The 17,399-nt window shown below is 35.7% G+C and carries 17 protein-coding genes; 11 read left to right on the forward strand and 6 right to left on the reverse strand.

What is annotated here, in order from left to right; all coding sequences use genetic code 11:
- Positions 1 to 53: 53 nt before the first annotated feature.
- Genes V7S76_RS09840 through V7S76_RS09855 form a run of 4 tightly spaced genes read left to right on the forward strand, consistent with a single transcriptional unit; the run spans position 54 to position 3,284 of the window.
- Positions 54 to 470, forward strand: coding sequence for a PqqD family protein (locus V7S76_RS09840; protein WP_459509929.1), 417 nt, complete (start codon positions 54 to 56; stop codon positions 468 to 470).
- Between the two features lie 7 nt (positions 471 to 477).
- Positions 478 to 1,479, forward strand: a complete 1,002-nt coding sequence (locus tag V7S76_RS09845) for a phosphoenolpyruvate carboxykinase (ATP) (protein WP_459509930.1) — start codon at positions 478 to 480, stop codon at positions 1,477 to 1,479.
- Positions 1,469 to 2,140 (forward strand): glycosyltransferase family A protein, encoded by a 672-nt coding sequence (locus tag V7S76_RS09850; RefSeq protein WP_459509931.1) that lies wholly within the window; start codon positions 1,469 to 1,471, stop codon positions 2,138 to 2,140. The genes V7S76_RS09845 and V7S76_RS09850 overlap by 11 nt, the downstream gene beginning before the upstream one ends.
- Positions 2,127 to 3,284 carry a nucleotidyltransferase family protein gene (locus tag V7S76_RS09855; protein ID WP_459509932.1) on the forward strand — a complete coding sequence of 386 codons (1,158 nt, stop codon included), beginning with the start codon at positions 2,127 to 2,129 and terminating at the stop codon, positions 3,282 to 3,284. Before V7S76_RS09850 ends, V7S76_RS09855 begins: the two co-directional genes overlap by 14 nt.
- Before the next feature lie 58 nt (positions 3,285 to 3,342).
- Here the strand turns inward: V7S76_RS09855 and V7S76_RS09860 are convergent, their stop codons facing one another.
- Positions 3,343 to 4,101: an FkbM family methyltransferase gene (locus V7S76_RS09860; RefSeq protein ID WP_459509933.1), complete on the reverse strand. Its 759-nt coding sequence runs from the start codon at positions 4,099 to 4,101 to the stop codon at positions 3,343 to 3,345.
- 94 nt (positions 4,102 to 4,195) lie between these two features.
- Here V7S76_RS09860 and V7S76_RS09865 point away from each other — a divergent pair, with 94 nt between their 5' ends.
- The 3 genes from V7S76_RS09865 to V7S76_RS09875 all read left to right on the forward strand — a co-directional run bounded on the left by V7S76_RS09865 (position 4,196) and on the right by V7S76_RS09875 (position 5,941).
- A complete protein-coding gene (locus V7S76_RS09865) occupies positions 4,196 to 4,879 on the forward strand; it encodes a hypothetical protein (protein ID WP_459509934.1) in 684 nt (227 codons plus the stop codon).
- An 84-nt stretch (positions 4,880 to 4,963) separates the two neighbouring features.
- Positions 4,964 to 5,467, forward strand: a complete 504-nt coding sequence (locus V7S76_RS09870; RefSeq protein WP_459509935.1) for a hypothetical protein — start codon at positions 4,964 to 4,966, stop codon at positions 5,465 to 5,467.
- 321 nt (positions 5,468 to 5,788) lie between these two features.
- Positions 5,789 to 5,941 (forward strand): hypothetical protein, encoded by a 153-nt coding sequence (locus V7S76_RS09875; RefSeq protein ID WP_459509936.1) that lies wholly within the window; start codon positions 5,789 to 5,791, stop codon positions 5,939 to 5,941.
- Between the two features lie 5 nt (positions 5,942 to 5,946).
- On the opposite strand, the gene V7S76_RS09880 is transcribed toward V7S76_RS09875, so the two are convergent.
- Positions 5,947 to 6,246 carry a T-complex 10 C-terminal domain-containing protein gene (locus V7S76_RS09880; RefSeq protein WP_459509937.1) on the reverse strand — a complete coding sequence of 100 codons (300 nt, stop codon included), beginning with the start codon at positions 6,244 to 6,246 and terminating at the stop codon, positions 5,947 to 5,949.
- Between the two features lie 63 nt (positions 6,247 to 6,309).
- On the opposite strand from V7S76_RS09880, the gene V7S76_RS09885 reads away from it, so the two are divergent.
- The gene (locus V7S76_RS09885) at positions 6,310 to 6,840 is read left to right on the forward strand and encodes a hypothetical protein (RefSeq protein ID WP_459509938.1); all 531 of its coding nucleotides are present in this window, start codon (positions 6,310 to 6,312) and stop codon (positions 6,838 to 6,840) included.
- A gap of 1,002 nt (positions 6,841 to 7,842) precedes the next feature.
- Here V7S76_RS09885 and V7S76_RS09890 read toward each other — a convergent pair.
- Positions 7,843 to 9,351: an ADP-ribosylglycohydrolase family protein gene (locus tag V7S76_RS09890; RefSeq protein WP_459509939.1), complete on the reverse strand. Its 1,509-nt coding sequence runs from the start codon at positions 9,349 to 9,351 to the stop codon at positions 7,843 to 7,845.
- A gap of 100 nt (positions 9,352 to 9,451) precedes the next feature.
- Here V7S76_RS09890 and V7S76_RS09895 point away from each other — a divergent pair, with 100 nt between their 5' ends.
- Positions 9,452 to 10,738: a M24 family metallopeptidase gene (locus V7S76_RS09895; protein WP_459509941.1), complete on the forward strand. Its 1,287-nt coding sequence runs from the start codon at positions 9,452 to 9,454 to the stop codon at positions 10,736 to 10,738.
- A gap of 111 nt (positions 10,739 to 10,849) precedes the next feature.
- Here V7S76_RS09895 and V7S76_RS09900 read toward each other — a convergent pair whose 3' ends face one another.
- Positions 10,850 to 12,271, reverse strand: coding sequence for an ATP-binding cassette domain-containing protein (locus V7S76_RS09900; protein ID WP_459509942.1), 1,422 nt, complete (start codon positions 12,269 to 12,271; stop codon positions 10,850 to 10,852).
- A 60-nt stretch (positions 12,272 to 12,331) separates the two neighbouring features.
- Between V7S76_RS09900 and V7S76_RS09905 the strand changes: the two genes are divergently transcribed.
- Positions 12,332 to 13,876, forward strand: coding sequence for a serine hydrolase domain-containing protein (locus V7S76_RS09905; RefSeq protein WP_459509944.1), 1,545 nt, complete (start codon positions 12,332 to 12,334; stop codon positions 13,874 to 13,876).
- 94 nt (positions 13,877 to 13,970) lie between these two features.
- Complete coding sequence (locus V7S76_RS09910) at positions 13,971 to 14,993, forward strand: sugar phosphate isomerase/epimerase family protein (protein ID WP_459509945.1); 1,023 nt, start codon at positions 13,971 to 13,973, stop codon at positions 14,991 to 14,993.
- Positions 14,994 to 15,488: 495 nt separating this feature from the next.
- Here the strand turns inward: V7S76_RS09910 and V7S76_RS09915 are convergent, their stop codons facing one another.
- Both V7S76_RS09915 and V7S76_RS09920 read right to left on the reverse strand, forming a co-directional pair.
- Positions 15,489 to 16,319 (reverse strand): NAD(P)H-hydrate dehydratase, encoded by an 831-nt coding sequence (locus V7S76_RS09915; RefSeq protein ID WP_459509946.1) that lies wholly within the window; start codon positions 16,317 to 16,319, stop codon positions 15,489 to 15,491.
- A 36-nt stretch (positions 16,320 to 16,355) separates the two neighbouring features.
- Entirely contained in the window at positions 16,356 to 17,390 is a 1,035-nt protein-coding gene (locus V7S76_RS09920; protein ID WP_459509947.1) for a glycoside hydrolase family 43 protein, read from the reverse strand.
- Between the last annotated feature and the right edge of the window lie 9 nt (positions 17,391 to 17,399).

A 17,399-nucleotide genomic window follows, 5' to 3' on the forward strand; every position in this document is an offset into this window, starting at 1 on the left:
TTTCTACATTATACTCAATCATTTATACCAAAATTCCCCAATATTCTTTCGTTATGAATTACATCTTAAACAAAGTCGATTTATCAAAAGAAATTTTTGATAACGAAGCAGTTATCATCAATATTCCTTCTGGTAAATATTACAGCGTAAACAGCGAATCAGGTGTTGTTGTCTTACGTTTATTAGAGAACGCAACGAACAAAGAACAGATTTGCGAATACTTGATGGCTAGATATGATTGCAGTGCAGTCGATTTATCTACCCAAGTAACTGCCTTTCTGGAAAGTTTATTGGTAGAAAAAATTATCATTGAAATATCTGAGAAGGAGCAAGCGACCACCGACATTTCCATCAGCACGCAAGCATTTAAACCTCTATTGCTAGAAATTTATGATGATATGCAAGAACTCATCGAATTGGACCCCGTTCATGATGTAACAGCTTCCAAAGGCTGGCCAAACAAAAAATAATAGGCTTGTGTGGAATTTTGATATAGAAAATCTCCATAATGAGCTAAAAGAAGTCAGCGATTACCAAATAGGACCTGATATCTTAAAGTTGCATTATTCAGAACTCTCAGATTTAACGTATTACCTGCAAAGCATCAATCATTTGTTGCTGGAAATATCTGTGGCCCCCTCCGATTTCCAACTCTATTGTTGGGAAACGGACGTCGTCGACATTCCAATACCTAATCTTTTGCTGAATTGGGAAAACATTGACCCTTATAATGGTCAATTATTGGGATTGCCAAATGGACTGATCGGAGTGAAAAATTCGAATGAAAAAAGTTTCATTTGGATCGATAAAGCGAATAAAAGCATCTTTTATGTCCTTGAAAATATTCGATTCATCACTCACAATGAGCTTGTAGCGCCCTTTCGATCCATTTTTCATCTTTGGTACGAAGATAGTCCCTTTTTTATGTGTCATGCCGCTGGAATCGCTATCAATGACCAAGGCATTTTACTTACTGCCAAAGGAGGTTCCGGGAAATCCACCAGTTCATTGGCGTCCATCCAGCATGGTCTAAACTATGCAGGCGATGATTTCCTTTTGGTTGATACTCAGAATTGCATCGCCTATAGCCTTTACCATGTGCTCAAATTGGACATTCCGCAATTCGAGATGTTTCCCGAACTAAAGCCCTACATTGAAAACATTGAAAGTACCCCAAGGGAAAAAGGACAAGTTTTTTTAAATAAATTATATCCGGGCCAAATGTGCTTAAAATTCCAAATAAAGGCACTTTTGATTCCTGTATTTTCCAAAGGTATAGATACCCATGTTCGCCAATGTTCAAAAAGTGAGGCCATCAAAGCATTGGTTCCTTCTTCCATTTGGATCATGAGGGGCTCACCGGCTTCAGCGACTAAAATGATTGCCTTTATTCAGAAGCTCGACTGCCACATATTATCCACGGGCACCGACTTTAGACAATTATCTGCCAAAATAAAAGAAGTAATCCATGAAAATTAGTGCCGTTGTTACCTGTTATAATTGTGAGGCCTATGTCGCAGAGGCTATTCATTCCATTTTAAACCAAACGGTTAAAGTGCATGAAATTATTGTCGTCAATGATGGATCAACGGATAAATCCTTGGAAATTCTGGAATCATTTGGCGATCAAATTAAAGTTTTTACTCAGGAAAATAAAGGACTTTGCAAATCCCTCAATCTGGGGGTGAGACTTAGTGAAGGCGATTTTGTAGCGTTTTTAGATTCTGACGATTTGTGGGAATTGGACAAAATAGAAAATCAATTAATCGATGTACAAAATAACCCCGATTATTCTGTTTATGCAGGAGCTGTTCGGCAATTTGTTAGTCCTGAAATTGAAAACCACAGTTATTCCTTTACCGAATTTCCAAAAAAATCTTTTTCGAAAACAACCTGTTTGATCAATAAAAAGGTGTTTTTGAATGGTGCGTGGTTTAAGGAAGAAAACAGCTTAATCGATTTCCTTGAGTGGGTTGAATTAGTGAAATCAAACAATGAAAAGATTTATTTTTCTCCAAAAATAGTTTCTCTCCGTAGAATCAGGCCAAATTCTATGTCGCAATCGAAAGATTATTACCCAAACCTTTTGAAATTTTTGAAAAATAGAATTGACCAAAAAAGACAAAATGAGCAAGAATAACTTAAGAGCTAACTACCCAAATCAAAGTCAGGTAGCTTTGCTAAAAGCAGCCTTGTTGACTAACTTACAAGTGGCAGAAAAACACTTTGAATCTTGGTTAATTGACAAATACCTTGACCAATTGGATGTCCAACATCCTGATTTCCTATCCCATTTCATGGATCCTTTAGATACGGGAAGTCAACGACTCATTCCGCTTTTACATCATAATTTGACGGGTTCAAAGCATGCCTATATTCCTTATTTAATCGGGCACACAAAAAAGACTTGGTTCAGAAACAAACAAATAGAATTTTTTGCACAAAAATTGCAAGCTCAATTGGAAGAACACCAAATCCCTTCTATAATTATGAAGGGATTAGACTACGCCAATAATTATTATCCAGCATTTTCCTCCAGACCCATGAACGATGGAGATCTTTTGATTTCCCTCCGTGACAAAGAGAAATTTTTTAAATTGTACTACCAAGGGGTATTTGATTTTACCATCAGTGAAGGAGTCGCGAATATGCTTGATTTCACCCATGCTGCACATTTAGAATACCCATACGATGTTGATATTGACCTACATTGGAATCTTTTTCCAGAATATGCTGAGGATTTGAGTGTAAGCGATCTCGTTTGGAAGCAAACTAAACAGGACGCAAAAGGAAATCTAAGACTTTCTGAAACGATGACCCTCTATGTTGCATTGACACATGGAAGAAATTTTGATCCCATCCCACCCTTTCGATGGGTTTCTGACAGTATGTTGATTTCTAAAAATTCAAATATTGATTGGGAAGTATTTTATGAACTTACCCAACAATTACAATTTAAACCGTTTATCATTCATGCTGTCAATTACTTAAAAGAAGAATTTGGTTTTGAAATACCTGATGATGTATTAATTAAACTGAATCTTATTCAGCCTTCGTATCTAGAAAAGCAATATTACAACACAATTTCAATGGACATAAGGACTTATGGAATATTTTCTTTGTTCTACGTGGGACTAAAAAGAAGAATCGTTTTTTATCAACTTTTTCTAATAGATTATTATAAAAGTATTTGGCATTACTTGTTTAGTTGGTTAGCAAAAAGAATTTGGATAGAAATAGAAAAATATAAAAATTGGAAAAATAAATTATTCAAAAACCAATAAGTAAAAGTGTATTTACCATCTGCATGATGGATTCAAATCATTTTGCCTCATTGAAATTTCACAACTCTTGATTTAGAAAAACTATCAAATTTTCGCCACTCATTTCCAATGAATAATCAAAAGTAGAAAGCGCATTGAAAAATGATCGAGTTGATCCTGCGCGCATTTTATCATGCAATTCAATAATGATTACTTTTGTTTTGGGCAACCATGTTTCAAAATTGCTTTCAAACAATTCTTTTTCGGAACCCTCAATGTCAATTTTAAGAATATCAATTTGATCAATGCCAAATTGCGTCATCAATTGAGCTATAGTATAAGATTTGATCGAATCATTGGTTTGAAGAGATGACTCTTCAATCATAAATCCCCAACTACCTATCCCTTGGTCTTTGATGATTAAATTTGTTTCCTTATTCCAAACTGCCCCTTTTACACAAAACACATCTGAATAACCTCGCGTATTTTGTAGAAGCATATCAAAATTATCTCGATCTGGTTCAATGGAGATGATTTTTGATTGAGGAAAGCGATTTTTGAAATACACCGATGCCAATCCTACATTAGCCCCACAATCCAAAATTACCTTGGGTTCAAAAGCAAAATTAATGGCATATTCATGCTTCAAAAAAATTTGATAAAATACGGAGAAGTCGGATGAATGATTTCTTAGCCACAAAGGGTGAAGTAAATGGGAACTTGAAAATGGTGTAATTGAACTAAAATTCAGATACTTTTTCAACAAAAGCACGAAGCCTCGAATTCCAAATACCTGAAAACAAATAAAAACTTTCTTTAATTGACCGAATATAAACATTGATGATATTTTAACACAATTTCCAATTGTATCGAATTTAGTAGTATAAAGGAGGATTTACAAGGGTAAAAAGTTTAAAGTAGGTGACTTTCACATGTCAACAGACTCAGCAAGCTATCCATGTGTCAATTATCCATTTTTGTCACACTTTATTTCGGTAAGCATTTGTTCAACGTATCGAATTTTCAAAAGAATAAGGATATTTGTGGAAAGAAAATACCTAACCATGTGCGACTTAAATGGCCCCTTCAAGCTTTGTTCCTGTGATTCAACAGTTAACAGATCCAAACCTCATTGGATTTTACATCAAACATTGATCCTTAAAAATGAAGAAAATACCATCATGGGATTATTAATTGGACCCAATCCATTTGAACGATATGTGTCAAAGAACCTTAAAAAACGATTAAATTCAACCCATGTATTTGATTTTGAGTACCAAGCCCAAGAAGGTGATTGCCTAGAATTATTTACAGAAGATATTCCAGAAGAAGATTTTGAAGAGGATGAACTCGAACCTACCCACCGTTTTGTATTCAAAAAAGGAAAATGGCATTGGATCGTTCCTTTTGATGCGACAATTTACCAACATAAGACCGAAAAATCAGGCACAATCATTGGACCTACAACAGAGCTAACAAAAGCCTATGAACAATTTAAAAAGGAAGCAAGCCCAGACAGGTTTGTGAAATTTGAAGGTCGGACATTCTTTTATAACCAAGCACATTTACAAATCTCTAAAAAACATCTATTGGATTTTTTTAAGCAAACAGAATAAAATAAATATCAGTGATTTTAGCCTCTGGATTAGGCAATAAAAACCTCAAGCTTCCGTTATTTTCGTTTATTATAATTATACAACATGAAAAAAATCTTTTCTACCATCATCGTTTTATCGGGACTTTTATTTAGTTCAGCCCTTTTCGCACAAAATGACAAAATAGCCGTGGGGGTACAATACCAGGCTCTTTCGATGGGACTAAGCGTAAAGTATAATGTAGATAGCAAATCGAGTATCCAAGGAACCATAAATCCCATTTCAGTAGGCGATTTAAGTATGAATTTTTTCGGAGGTCGTTATTACTATTATTTTGAGACCAGTGAATTTGGCCAATTAAAGCCATATGCTTTTGGAGGTTTAGGGATTGTGACATACAACTACAAATTTTCCAACATAACGGGCGGAGTGTTAAACGACTACAAAGGGAATTTCTTGGGTTATTCAGCTGGGGCTGGACTTATGGGCAGATTAACCGAAAATCTTGAATTGTCAGGAGATTTAGGATTCGGGCGATTAAATGTTTCATCCGGAATAGGCGTTACGGGATTCAACTTAGGTATTGGTTTACATTATTATGTGAAATAAAAAACCGTCAATTTTAAAATCAGAAACAAATCCTCATTAAATCAATGACCTAAGCTTTAATAATTAGATAAATAATACGTGTGTAATCACTTAATTTTCAATAATCACGGAATTTAATTAACTACTTTTGAACTTTAATTTTGTCTAAACTAAAAATCGTGATCAAAATTTAAGAAGTTACCTCAACAAATATTCAAATCACTCATTCTAAAAAAATGGTAGGATCTAGAAATAGAACTTTTGAATGTCAATGGAAGGCCTAGTCGGAGTGCGCCACAAGAAAGTACCTATAATCGTATAAAATCCTAAATTAAATCATTTATGACATCCCAAAAAGACAATTTGTCGAACCAAGAAAATCAAATTTCTAAAACATCATGGCAAGAGCCTCAGTTGGTTGAATTAAATATTAAGTCAGGCGCTGATCCAAACAATTTTGAAAACAACGAATATACGGTCGATATACCATCTTAAGTAAACTATTTCATTTCAGTAACCGGCTCCTGAATATTGACCATTACTTCCTTTTTTTGTCCATTGGGCAATTGAATGATAGAATGTCCATTGTCATCTAAGTCGTCCGATTTAACTGAAACAATGGATTTATCTGAGTAATGTATACGCAAAATCAAACACCCCTCTATGTCGACAACGATGGATGAATTAGATAATTTACCCTTTTCCAACCATTTCGCACGGTACAACCCATCTTCAAAAATACATCCCGAGGATTCAGAAAAAATTAAAAATATCGAAAGATAAAGCTGTAACAACATCATGCTGATTAATTCGTATTTTATCTTAATTTAGCTATTCAATGCTAATGTATTGAATATTTCGGCATGAATCTACGCAAAATTTATATCATTTTAATTCATTTGACTTTTGTCTTTTCCGTAAAAGCTCAAAAAGAATTGGACATCGAAATAGAAAAAGATGAATTTTGTAGCTATGTAAAATTATCAAGCGCAAATATCGAAAAATTGATCTCATCAAGTGATGAAGACTTCCAACTATTCATGGAGAAAAAAGGCTTTCGAAAGGCTGAATTGGGAAAAAAAAACGAATACATCGCTTCTAGTAGTAAATTAAACCATGCTCGCCTTTTGAATAAAGAGCTCACACACCTCCAATTTACATTTTCTCCAAGCCCTTTAGCATTAATTCCACAGTTCTTAGACGACCTAAAAAAACACGCTCAGGTCATCAAAACCACTCAAAAAAACTCAAAAACCACCTTGATTGTAAAATTTCCTACTTTATCACCAATTAACCAATACCAAATAATCTGGGAAGAAAAAACCGATACCGAAGAATATGTAGGAAGAACCGTAAAGGTTAAAACGGTGCTGGTGGAAGTATTTATTTATTAGTTATTAGTTATTAATGCGAATTAAGGGTTAAAACTTCTAATTAATTTTTTCGTGCTGCTCTTTGTGACAATCATAATAAACATGGCTTCGATACTTCGGTAAGCTCATTAACCATACTTTGACAGGGTTAGCAACCGCGTACTTTCACTGTTCTTAATCACAAAAACCTTTGTTCCTAAAGCTAATTATATCTCGATACTAACGGTTAATCCGACGAAAGATTTGAACGAAGCGGTAGGCGGAGCTTTGACAACGCGCATGGGCCATGTGCGTCAGGGTCAAAGAAAATAGCCGAAAGCGTAGTGAAAATCGTGCCGCTTGCGGATTCGTCTTGGATTAACTGGCAGAATTTAAGTTTTTTTGTTTCTTTTTTTCTAAAAAAAAGAAATACCATGGAAAATGAATTAGCCAATAAATGGCAATGCTATATCGAATATTGAGATAATTATGAATATTTCAACTCTTAATTCGCATTATTAGTTGTTAGTTATTAGTTATCAGTGTTTAGTTATCAGTGTTTAGTTATTAGTTATTAATGCGAATTAAGGGTTAAAATTTCTAATTAATTTTTTCGTGCTGCTCTTTGTGACAATCATAATAAACATGGCTTCGATACTTCGGTAAGCTCATTAACCATACTTTGACAGGGTTAGCAACCGCGTACTTTCACTGTTCTTAATCACAAAAACCTTTGTTCCTAAAGCTAATTATATCTCGATACTAACGGTTAATCCGACGAAAGATTTGAACGAAGCGGTAGGCGGAGCTTTGACAACGCGCATGGGCCATGTGCGTCAGGGTCAAAGAAAATAGCCGAAAGCGTAGTGAAAATCGTGCCGCTTGCGGATTCGTCTTGGATAAACTGGCAGAATTTAAGTTTTTTTGTTTCTTTTTTTCTAAAAAAAAGAAATACCATGGAAAATGAATTAGCCAATAAATGGCAATGCTATATCGAATATTGAGATAATTATGAATATTTCAACTCTTAATTCGCATTAATAACTAAAAAGAATATACCAACAAATCAAACACTTTACATTCATGAATAGCACTTGGATTTTTGAGTTTCAACTTCACTTGATGCTTTTTCTGAGGAATTAAATACTTCCAAGTAAATTCATGCCTGCGTGTGGTAAAAGAAACCGGTAATTTGGCTACTTCCATCAATTTGCCATCCAAATACACTTCCATTTCGAAGATATAAGGATCTAAAGATGCCCATTTGGAAGCCTCTCCAGTCAATACAAATCCATTTCCTTCAAATTCAAATTCCATTTCATCCTTTAAAGTTTTACCAATTCCTCTACGCTCGATAGGCCTCATTCCAGTAAAACTTTGTTCCAATTTAACAGGCTTAGGTGCCTCAAATGGAATTTCAACGATGTTGTTCTCCACCTTGCCTCCATGATTTTGAATATTTTCCAAGGCATGTTTGAAACCCAAGCCATAAACATCATTCAATGAGGTACTTGTATATTTAAAATCAATACCCTCCGCCTCTTTTAAACCTAATTTCCAAAAAGCCGGAATTTTATCATAACCCAACATCGTACCCAAAATTCCCCCTGCAGAAGAAGGATTACAATCGGCATCTTGTCCACAGCGAGTCGTGATGTCCATTGTTTTAGTATAGTCACCATTTCCATACAACAAACCAATCACCACATAAGCAGAATTTACGGTTGCATCAATATTAAATGGCTTAAATACACCATCTGGACAACCAATATCCTGTGCCCATTTTTTTTGAACTTCAAACCAAGTCGCTTTCCAATCGTTGGGATATTTTTTATGCCAAGCAATCACATCCGACAAGCATTTATAATAATTGCTTTGTTTAGGTATGGTTTTCAAAGCTTCATTGATAATCGTTGAAACATCATTATTTACAAAAGCCAAGGAATAACAAGCACCAATGAAAACTCCCCCATAATAACCATCACCATAGTTCATGATATGGCCAATTTTGTCGGAAATTTCAGAAGCTACATTGGGCATTCCTGGCGACATAAGTCCTGCGAAATCGCTTTCAATTTGATAGTCAATACAATCAGCATGTGGATTATTCATCCAATGTCCCGAATCAGGCGCTTTCATTCCATTCAAAATATTATTTCTACCTGCTTGATTTGCATGCCATAAAGCATAACCCGCATTGGCATACGCATTGGCATGAGAACTTATAGGAGCATTTAATCCTTCCTTTTCAAAAACTTCCACAAAAGTGATGTCCATGTATAAATCATCATATAATCCTGGACTTTCCAACATCGTTTTCTTTAAATATCCATCGTACCATATAATGGGTTGATAAGCGTCAATGATTGTACCATTGTACCGAAATTCCATAGGCCCACCATAGGTCACACCGATGGTTTGACCAGCCCAACCACCTTTGATTTTATCCAATAATACGTCTTTGGAAATCGTTTTGATCCTTTTTTGAGCAATGAGTGTTTGACCAATTGAAAGAAGCAATAGAATAAAAATAGCTTGGAAAGATTTTTTCATAAAATTAAATTAAGGAATATGGAAAGCAATTTGAAAAAATCTGTTCGAAAAACATAATTTTGAGAAAAAATGGGATAATCCATTGAAAAAAAAGCTTTACATGAAAATAGAAAGACGAAATTTCATTAAAAATTCCAGTATTTCTTTTCTTGGTTTTCAAATACTTGGCCACCATTTGAATTTCGAGAAAAATCATTTGGAAGAATTCCAGAAAGTTCAATTCAATCCAATCACTCGGGATGAGCGTTTAAATCGAATTTCAAAGGCACAAAAGCTCATGCAAGAAAATCAAATCCAAGCCTTGATATTGGATGCAGGAACCAGTTTGGAATATTTCACAGGCTTGAAATGGTACCCTAGCGAGCGAAGTATGTTATGTATCATCCCTCAAAAAGGTGAGATCCAATATATTTGTCCAGCATTTGAAGAAGATCGCTTTCTGGAATTAGAAAAAATCGGTGATCAAATTACTACCTGGGAAGAACACGAGAATCCGTTTTCACTTTGCATTGCTCTTCTTAAAAATGGGGGCTTTTCAAAAGGAAATTTAGCAGTTGAAGAAAATACGCGGTTTTTTATTACAGATGGACTAAAAAAATCAGATCAAAATTTCGAAATCATCAGTGGAGATCCCATAACAATACCTTGTAGATTGATCAAATCCTCCCATGAAATTGCTTTGATGCAATTGGCCAACGATATTACGTTAAAGGCCATTGATTATGCCTATTCCTTTCTTAACGAAGGAGTTAGCGCTAAATTGATTGCAGACAAAATCGCCTATGCACATGCTCAAATGGGTGCCGTACATGATTTTGCTTCAGTAACCTTCGGATTAGCCACATCTTTCCCTCATGGAAGCAATAAAAAATCGCCACTCAAAAATGGCGATGTGGTGATGTTAGATGTAGGTTGTCGACTAGGTGGATACAGTTCAGATATTACTCGGACGATTATTTTTGGTAAGCCCACCGATAAACAAAAATTCATTTGGGAATTAGAGCAAAAAGCACAATTAGCTGGATTTAAAGCTGCCCAATTGGGCGTTGCTTGCGAGGAAGTGGATTTTGCTGCTCGAAAAGTCATCACAGATGCAGGATTTGGGCCGAATTATCAATTACCTGGACTTCCGCATCGAACCGGTCATGGGATTGGCATGAATGGACATGAATGGGGAAATATGGTAAAAGGCAATAAATTACCGCTACAAGTTGGCATGTGCTTTAGCATTGAACCTACCATCGCCATTCCTGGTGAATTTGGAGTGCGACATGAGGATTGTGTTTACATGACCGAAAATGGACCTAAATGGTTTAGCCAGCCGAGCGAGCGAATGAGTTTGGAGGTATCAAGAGAGAAAAGAGAAAACGGGAAAAGAGAAAAGTGAAAACGGGAAAAGAGAAAAGAGAAAAAAAACAGAATTCAAAATAATCCCGCAGGGATGATAAATTTTGTAGCCTTGGACTTTAGTCCAGGGTGAAGATAAAAGAGAGAAAAATCATAATTCAAACCTATTTTCCACACAACTTGGAATATCCGAATCATAATGCGATACATAAATCAAGGTCATATCTGAATTTTCAGCTAGGTAATCAATGACTTGTTTGATATGTTCAATTTGATATTGGTCTAATCCCTGACAAGGTTCATCCAAAATCAATAAGGGTGGATTTTTAACAAAAGCCCTTGCCAATAGTACCAAACGCTGTTCTCCGGTCGATATACGCTGAAAATAATGATTTTTAAGGTGGACAATTCCAAGTATTTGCATCCAATCCAAAACCCTTTTCTCTTGTTGCTCAGTTAATTTTTTGAATAAACCAATGGTATCAAATAATCCAGACCCAATGACCGAAAAACAGGTTTCAGCAGATTTAAAGTATAAATGCAATTCTGGACTCACAAAACCAATCCGTTTTTTGATGTCCCAAATACTTTCACCGGTGCCCCTTTTTCGATCAAACAACCACAATTTTTGAGAATAACTTTGAGGATTATCTGCTGTTATCATACTGATCAAAGTCGACTTACCAGCTCCATTGGGACCCCGCAAAGCCCATTGGCTACCTTTGGATACTTCCCAATTCACATTTTGCAAAATCACTTTTTCTTGATACTTAATCGTTGCTGATTCCATCTGAACCGCCTTTTCAAAAGTCGGAAATTGAACAGCTGTGCGGATTAATTCATCCAAAAGTCTTTTCCAATCGGTTTGAACATGAAAGGATTGGTTCAAATTTAAATATTCAGCCCTTGATCCTTGGAACTTCACTTTTCCTTGATCCAAAAATAAAACTTGATCGACCAATTCAGGTAAATCAATGGGACTATTAATCAGGATAAATGGAATTTGCTGATTTTTTAATTTTTCCAAAGATTGGGTCAATAGCGCTCGACCCGATTTATCTAAGCCTAAATACGGGTTGTCAAAAATCAAATAATCAGGTTCTTTCAAAATTGCCTTGATGATTTGCAAACGCTTATTTTCACCATTGGACAATTGCAATAAAGGTATATCAAAGTGTTCTGTCAGTTGAAACATCTCCAACAAGTGCATTACTTTGGAAAGATCCTCTCCTTCCAATTCCTCTTTTATGGTGTAAGAATCTTGTGAATCAGCTGAATTGAAACGTTGTTGTAAATAAAACTCATTGACATTGCTTCGATTTTTAAACTGATGTTGCTGATCAACCAAAAGCACAAATGGATTCTTCCGATCACCCAAAGCCTTAAATTGCACCTCCCCTGTTCGAAATAACCGACCGGTTAATGCTTTGGCTAGACTTGTTTTTCCAGCTCCCACTCCACCCACAATTGCCCAAACCTCCTTTTCTTTCATGGTGAAATGGATATTGGACAAAATCACTTGATTACCATAGGCAACACCCAAATCCTTAACTTGTAATAAAACTTCGCCCATGATGAATCTTTTGAGATTAATTGGTAAATTAAAATCAAATTTCGTGTAAACCTGTTAATTATGAAAAAAATCCAACAACTAAGTCTGGGATTCATCCTGATTTTATTTGTCTACTCATCAATTTTCGCACAATCATTACCTAGAAGTACCCCCGAGCGAGAAGGTGTTTCCTCCGAATCCATCGAACAATTTATTCAATCATTTGATCCATCCAAACATGAATTGCATTCCATTATGATTGTCAGACATGGTAAAGTCATTGCCGAGTCGTGGTGGAATCCTTATAGTTCAGACAAAAAACACAGCATGTATTCGGTCAGCAAAAGTTGGACCTCTACAGCCGTAGGATTTGCAATTGATGAAAAAATTTTTGGATTGGATGATAAAGTCATCGATTTTTTTCCGGAATACAAAGAATTAAGTCAAAAGCCTTTTATCAGCGATTTAACAGTTAGAAACCTATTGACGATGTCGGCAGGACACAAAGTTGAACCCTTGAGAGGCGTAGTACCGGCGACAGATGATTGGATTAAAGGATTTTTATCTGCCCCTATTGAAAACAAGCCGGGATCAAAATTTCTTTACAACACCTTAGCCACATATATGCTTTCAGCGATTGTTCAAAAAACCAGCGGCAAAACAGTCATTGATTTTTTGCAAAGTAGATTATTAACTCCCTTAAGGATAAAAGATATCGATTTTGAAACTGACCCGAAGGGTATCAATACTGGCGGTTGGGGCATTCGAATTCATACGGAAGACATGGCTAAATTAGGCCAATTGTATTTACAAAAAGGAAATTGGAACGGGAAACAAATATTATCCAAAAATTGGGTCAATATGGCAACTTCGAAGCAAATCGATCAAGATCCAACGGCGAGTCAAGCCAAAAAAGATTCTTCCGACTGGTTACAAGGTTATGGATTTCAATTTTGGAGATGCCGCAACAATGGTTTTAGAGCGGATGGGGCATTTGGACAATACATTGTTGTTCTACCAGAAAAAGATGCGGTAGTTGTCATCACATCTGAATCCTTGGATTTACAAGATGATTTAAACATGATATGGAAACATCTTTTACCTGCCTTTGAGGAAAAACCAATAGCAAAAAATGAAAAAGCCTTAGCACATTTAAACCAATTACTTAAAAACAACAAAATAAAATTTCCGACTTCCCATTTAAATCATGGAGAATTAAATCCATTTCTTCATCGATTTGAGTTCAATAAAAATAGCTTCAATTTTAAAGAAATTTCTTTCGAAAAATCTGCTGAAAACATTCGAATGAATATCCAATTGGAAGATAAATCAATACACTCTATTATATTGACAGAAAATTCATTAGAATCGGGTGAAACTACTTTACCAGGACCCTATTTACTGCGAGCAGCTAGAAATGCCCAAGCCAATTTAGCACCCTTCAAAACAGCGGCTTCTTATCATTGGAATCCCAATCAGGAATTGAATTTAACTATTCGATATACTGAAAATCCTCATCATTGGAATTGGAAGGTATCCAGACAAGGAAATGCTTTACTTATTCATTTGCTAAATTCATTTGATACCAAAAATATATTGACGCTGAAAGCCAATTTAATGCCTTAAATTAGGCATTTGGTCGCAAAAGAAATTTTTCGGGATAATTTATTGAAAAATATTTACAACATTGCTTACTCATTTTTTAAAACCTATTACAAACATGTTAAACGAAGAACAATCAATCAATAGTCAATCGAGACGTAATTTTCTATTAAAAGGCTCATTGGCATCTTTGGGGATTTTCATGGCAAGTAAAACAGCCTTTGCACAAGGAAATCTTTTTTTAGGACCTAATTCGAAATTCGCTGGAGTGCAAATAGGTGCAATAACTTATTCATTCCGTTCTTTACCTGGAAGTATTCAAGAAACCTTACAATACTGTGTAGATTCAGGAGTAAGTGCAATTGAGTTAATGGGAGAAGCTGTTGAGGAATACATCGGCAAACCGAAAAATCCAGTTGCAATGCCAAGATGGCAACCTGGCCAACCAAGACCTACTTTGACGGATGAGCAAAAAGCAGCCATGGCACAATATAACAAAGATGTGGCTACTTGGAGAGAAACGGTAAGTATGGATAAGGTAAAAGTAGTAAAAAATATGTTTGATAAAGCGGGTGTAAGCATTTATGCGTTCAAACCTAATGCTTTGAATCCTAATAATACTGATGGTGAAATTGAATATGCATTGAAAGTAGCTAAAACATTAGGTGCTAATTCAGTAACCATCGAATTACCTACTAATCCAGCTCACTCGCAACGATTAGGCGATTTAGCAAGCAAACACAAAGTTTATATCGGTTACCATGCTCACTTACAAGCAACAGATACAGCTTGGGATGTAGCATTGGCACAATCACCTTATAATTCATTGAATTTAGACTGTGGCCATTACATCGCGGCAGGTGGACCTAATACAACAGAAACCTTATTGAAATTAATCGAGAACAAGCATGATCGTATCACTTCGATGCACATTAAGGATAGAAAAAATAAAGAAAACGGTGGACAAAATATGCCATGGGGACAAGGAAATACTCCATTGAAAGAAATCTTAACCCTTTTGAAAGAGAAAAAATACAAATTCCCTGCTACCATCGAATTAGAATACGATGTACCAGCGGATTCTAATCCTGTGGCGGAGGTGAAAAAATGCGTTGAATACGCAAAAGCGATACTTTTATAGTTTTTAGTTATTAGTTATTAGTTATTAGTGTTAAATGTTAGGGAATAGAAACACTAATAACTAATAACTAATAACTAATAATGCGAATTAAGAGTTAAAATATTCATTAATATCTAAACATTCCATATCGCATTGCCATTTATTGGCTAATTCATTTTCCATGGCATTTCTTTTTTTTAGAAAAAAAGAAACTAAAAAACTTATTTACTGCCAGTTAATCCAAGACGAATCAGTCAGCTGACTGACCGATTTTCACTACGCTTTCGGCTATTTTCTTTGACCCTGACGCACATCTCCCATGCTCATTGTCAAAGCTCCGCCTTCCGCTTCGCTCAAATCTTTCGTCGGATTAACCGCAAGTTCAATTATAAGTCCTGAAAAGAATAAATAGTGTTAACTGAGCTCGCTTAGTTAGCTTTCCGAAGTATCGAAGCCAAAAGCGGTAAAGGAAGAGATTAATAATTGGAAATTTCAACCCTTAATTCGCATTAATAACTAATCACTAAAAACTAATTTCAATGCCTCCACGATATCACTAGCTATTAAACTTGCTTCACTTTGATGATTGGTTGCTAAATCTCCTGCTAAACCATGCATATAAACTCCCATGCATGCGGCGATTTTTGGAGAATAGCCTTGAGCACATAAAGAAGCTATAATTCCTGTTAACACATCCCCACTCCCTGCAGTAGCCATACCCGAATTACCAGTTGTATTTTCAAAAACTTGACCATCAAAAGTAACTATCCGAGAATTCTTCCCTTTCAAAACGAGATTAACACCATGGTCAATGGCAAATATATTTGCTTGTTCCAAAATTTTAGTTGAATCAAAACGGTCACCCATTAATCGAGCAAATTCACCCACATGGGGAGTTAGGATATGATTTTGATTCAAAAGAGAATATGTATCCGGGTTCTGAGCAAGTATATTTAATCCATCAGCATCGATCACCATAGGTTTTGATGGATAGGTTTCCAAAAGTTGCAAAAGTAAATCGCGTACTTCTAAATCAGTCCCCATACCAGGACCAAAGGCAATTGCCTCCACATTATTAATATCGATGGTCAAAAACGGGTGATTATCATGCGAAACAGTCATGATTTCAGGAGCAAAAGATAATAATGCTTGAACAGCAGCTTGAGGAACATAAGCTGTCACTAATCCACAGCCTGCTCTCATCGCTGCTTTTGATGTTAGCATAGGTGCCCCACATTTACCATCGCTCCCACCCATCACCAACACATGGCCAAAGGTTTTTTTATGTCCGTCTACTTTTCTAGTACGTACATTTTTTTGATACCATTCGGCATTTAATAATTCCATTGTGGGTAATTTAAATAATTAAAATCCAACTTCAATTTAATTATAGGCTGAAATTACCTCAATTTTACCTTTGGCATCATGCTTTAATTCTGTCATTTTGATATTTCGTAAATGCGTTTTGCCTGAAAGCTCCACATCATGGTAATACAAGTACCATTTACCTCCAAACTCTACAATGGAATGATGATTCGTCCAACCATTTACGGGCTTTAAAACTTCTCCTTGATAAACAAATGGTCCATAAGGAGAATCAGATGTCGCATAAGCAATGTGATGTGTATCTCCTGTTGAATAACTAAGGTAATATTTTCCTTGGTACACATGCACCCAAGCAGCCTCAAAAAATCTTCTATCATGATCAGATGAAAGTAAAAGTTGGCCTTTTTCATCTAATATTTTGACGTCTTTTAAAGGTTCAGCCAATTCAATCATGTTTCCTTTCAACTTGGCAATTTTAGGCATCAAAGCTGGAGAATTATCAGATGGTTGCGAATCATCCATTTGGTATTTACCCGACTTCCATCTTTGTAATTGACCACCCCAAATACCACCAACATATAAATAATATTCGCCATTTTTGTCTTTAAACACACAAGGATCAATACTAAATGAACCAATTATGGCTTCTTTTTCAGCTATGAAAGGCCCTTCCGGCTTATTTCCTTTGGCTACACCTATTCGAAAAATACCCTCTTTATCTTTAGCAGGAAAATATAAATAATATTGTCCAGCTTTCTCCGCCGCATCCGGTGCCCAAAGCATTTTAGATGCCCAAGGTATATTTCCCAAGGCCAAAGCCACACCATTATCCTTTGCCTCAGAACTTGGATCTTTCTGCGAAAAGACATGATAATCATTCATCGCAAAATGGCTACCCATATCATCTTCTTTAACACCCGCATCGATATCATGCGAAGGATAAATATAAATTTGACCATTAAAAACGTGGGCAGAAGGATCAGCGGTATAAATATGGCTGATTAATGGATGTTGTTTAGGTTGGGAAAACTTGTTTTGAGAATAAGTCGCAAATGCAATGAAACTTAGTGCAATCGTTAATTGGTTTTTCATTCAGTTAAA

The organism is Aquirufa sp. ROCK2-A2 (assembly GCF_054558485.1).

Coding starts and splice junctions, on each gene's coding strand:
- V7S76_RS09870 (WP_459509935.1), top strand. CDS start 4,964: ATGAAAAAAATCTTTTCTACCATCATCGTTTTATCGGGACTTTTATTT.
- V7S76_RS09840 (WP_459509929.1), top strand. CDS start 54: ATGAATTACATCTTAAACAAAGTCGATTTATCAAAAGAAATTTTTGAT.
- V7S76_RS09915 (WP_459509946.1), bottom strand. CDS start 16,319: ATGGAATTATTAAATGCCGAATGGTATCAAAAAAATGTACGTACTAGA.
- V7S76_RS09860 (WP_459509933.1), bottom strand. CDS start 4,101: ATGTTTATATTCGGTCAATTAAAGAAAGTTTTTATTTGTTTTCAGGTA.
- V7S76_RS09910 (WP_459509945.1), top strand. CDS start 13,971: ATGTTAAACGAAGAACAATCAATCAATAGTCAATCGAGACGTAATTTT.
- V7S76_RS09895 (WP_459509941.1), top strand. CDS start 9,452: ATGAAAATAGAAAGACGAAATTTCATTAAAAATTCCAGTATTTCTTTT.
- V7S76_RS09890 (WP_459509939.1), bottom strand. CDS start 9,351: ATGAAAAAATCTTTCCAAGCTATTTTTATTCTATTGCTTCTTTCAATT.
- V7S76_RS09875 (WP_459509936.1), top strand. CDS start 5,789: ATGACATCCCAAAAAGACAATTTGTCGAACCAAGAAAATCAAATTTCT.
- V7S76_RS09850 (WP_459509931.1), top strand. CDS start 1,469: ATGAAAATTAGTGCCGTTGTTACCTGTTATAATTGTGAGGCCTATGTC.
- V7S76_RS09905 (WP_459509944.1), top strand. CDS start 12,332: ATGAAAAAAATCCAACAACTAAGTCTGGGATTCATCCTGATTTTATTT.
- V7S76_RS09865 (WP_459509934.1), top strand. CDS start 4,196: ATGTCAACAGACTCAGCAAGCTATCCATGTGTCAATTATCCATTTTTG.
- V7S76_RS09880 (WP_459509937.1), bottom strand. CDS start 6,246: ATGATGTTGTTACAGCTTTATCTTTCGATATTTTTAATTTTTTCTGAA.
- V7S76_RS09920 (WP_459509947.1), bottom strand. CDS start 17,390: ATGAAAAACCAATTAACGATTGCACTAAGTTTCATTGCATTTGCGACT.
- V7S76_RS09885 (WP_459509938.1), top strand. CDS start 6,310: ATGAATCTACGCAAAATTTATATCATTTTAATTCATTTGACTTTTGTC.
- V7S76_RS09855 (WP_459509932.1), top strand. CDS start 2,127: ATGAGCAAGAATAACTTAAGAGCTAACTACCCAAATCAAAGTCAGGTA.
- V7S76_RS09900 (WP_459509942.1), bottom strand. CDS start 12,271: ATGGGCGAAGTTTTATTACAAGTTAAGGATTTGGGTGTTGCCTATGGT.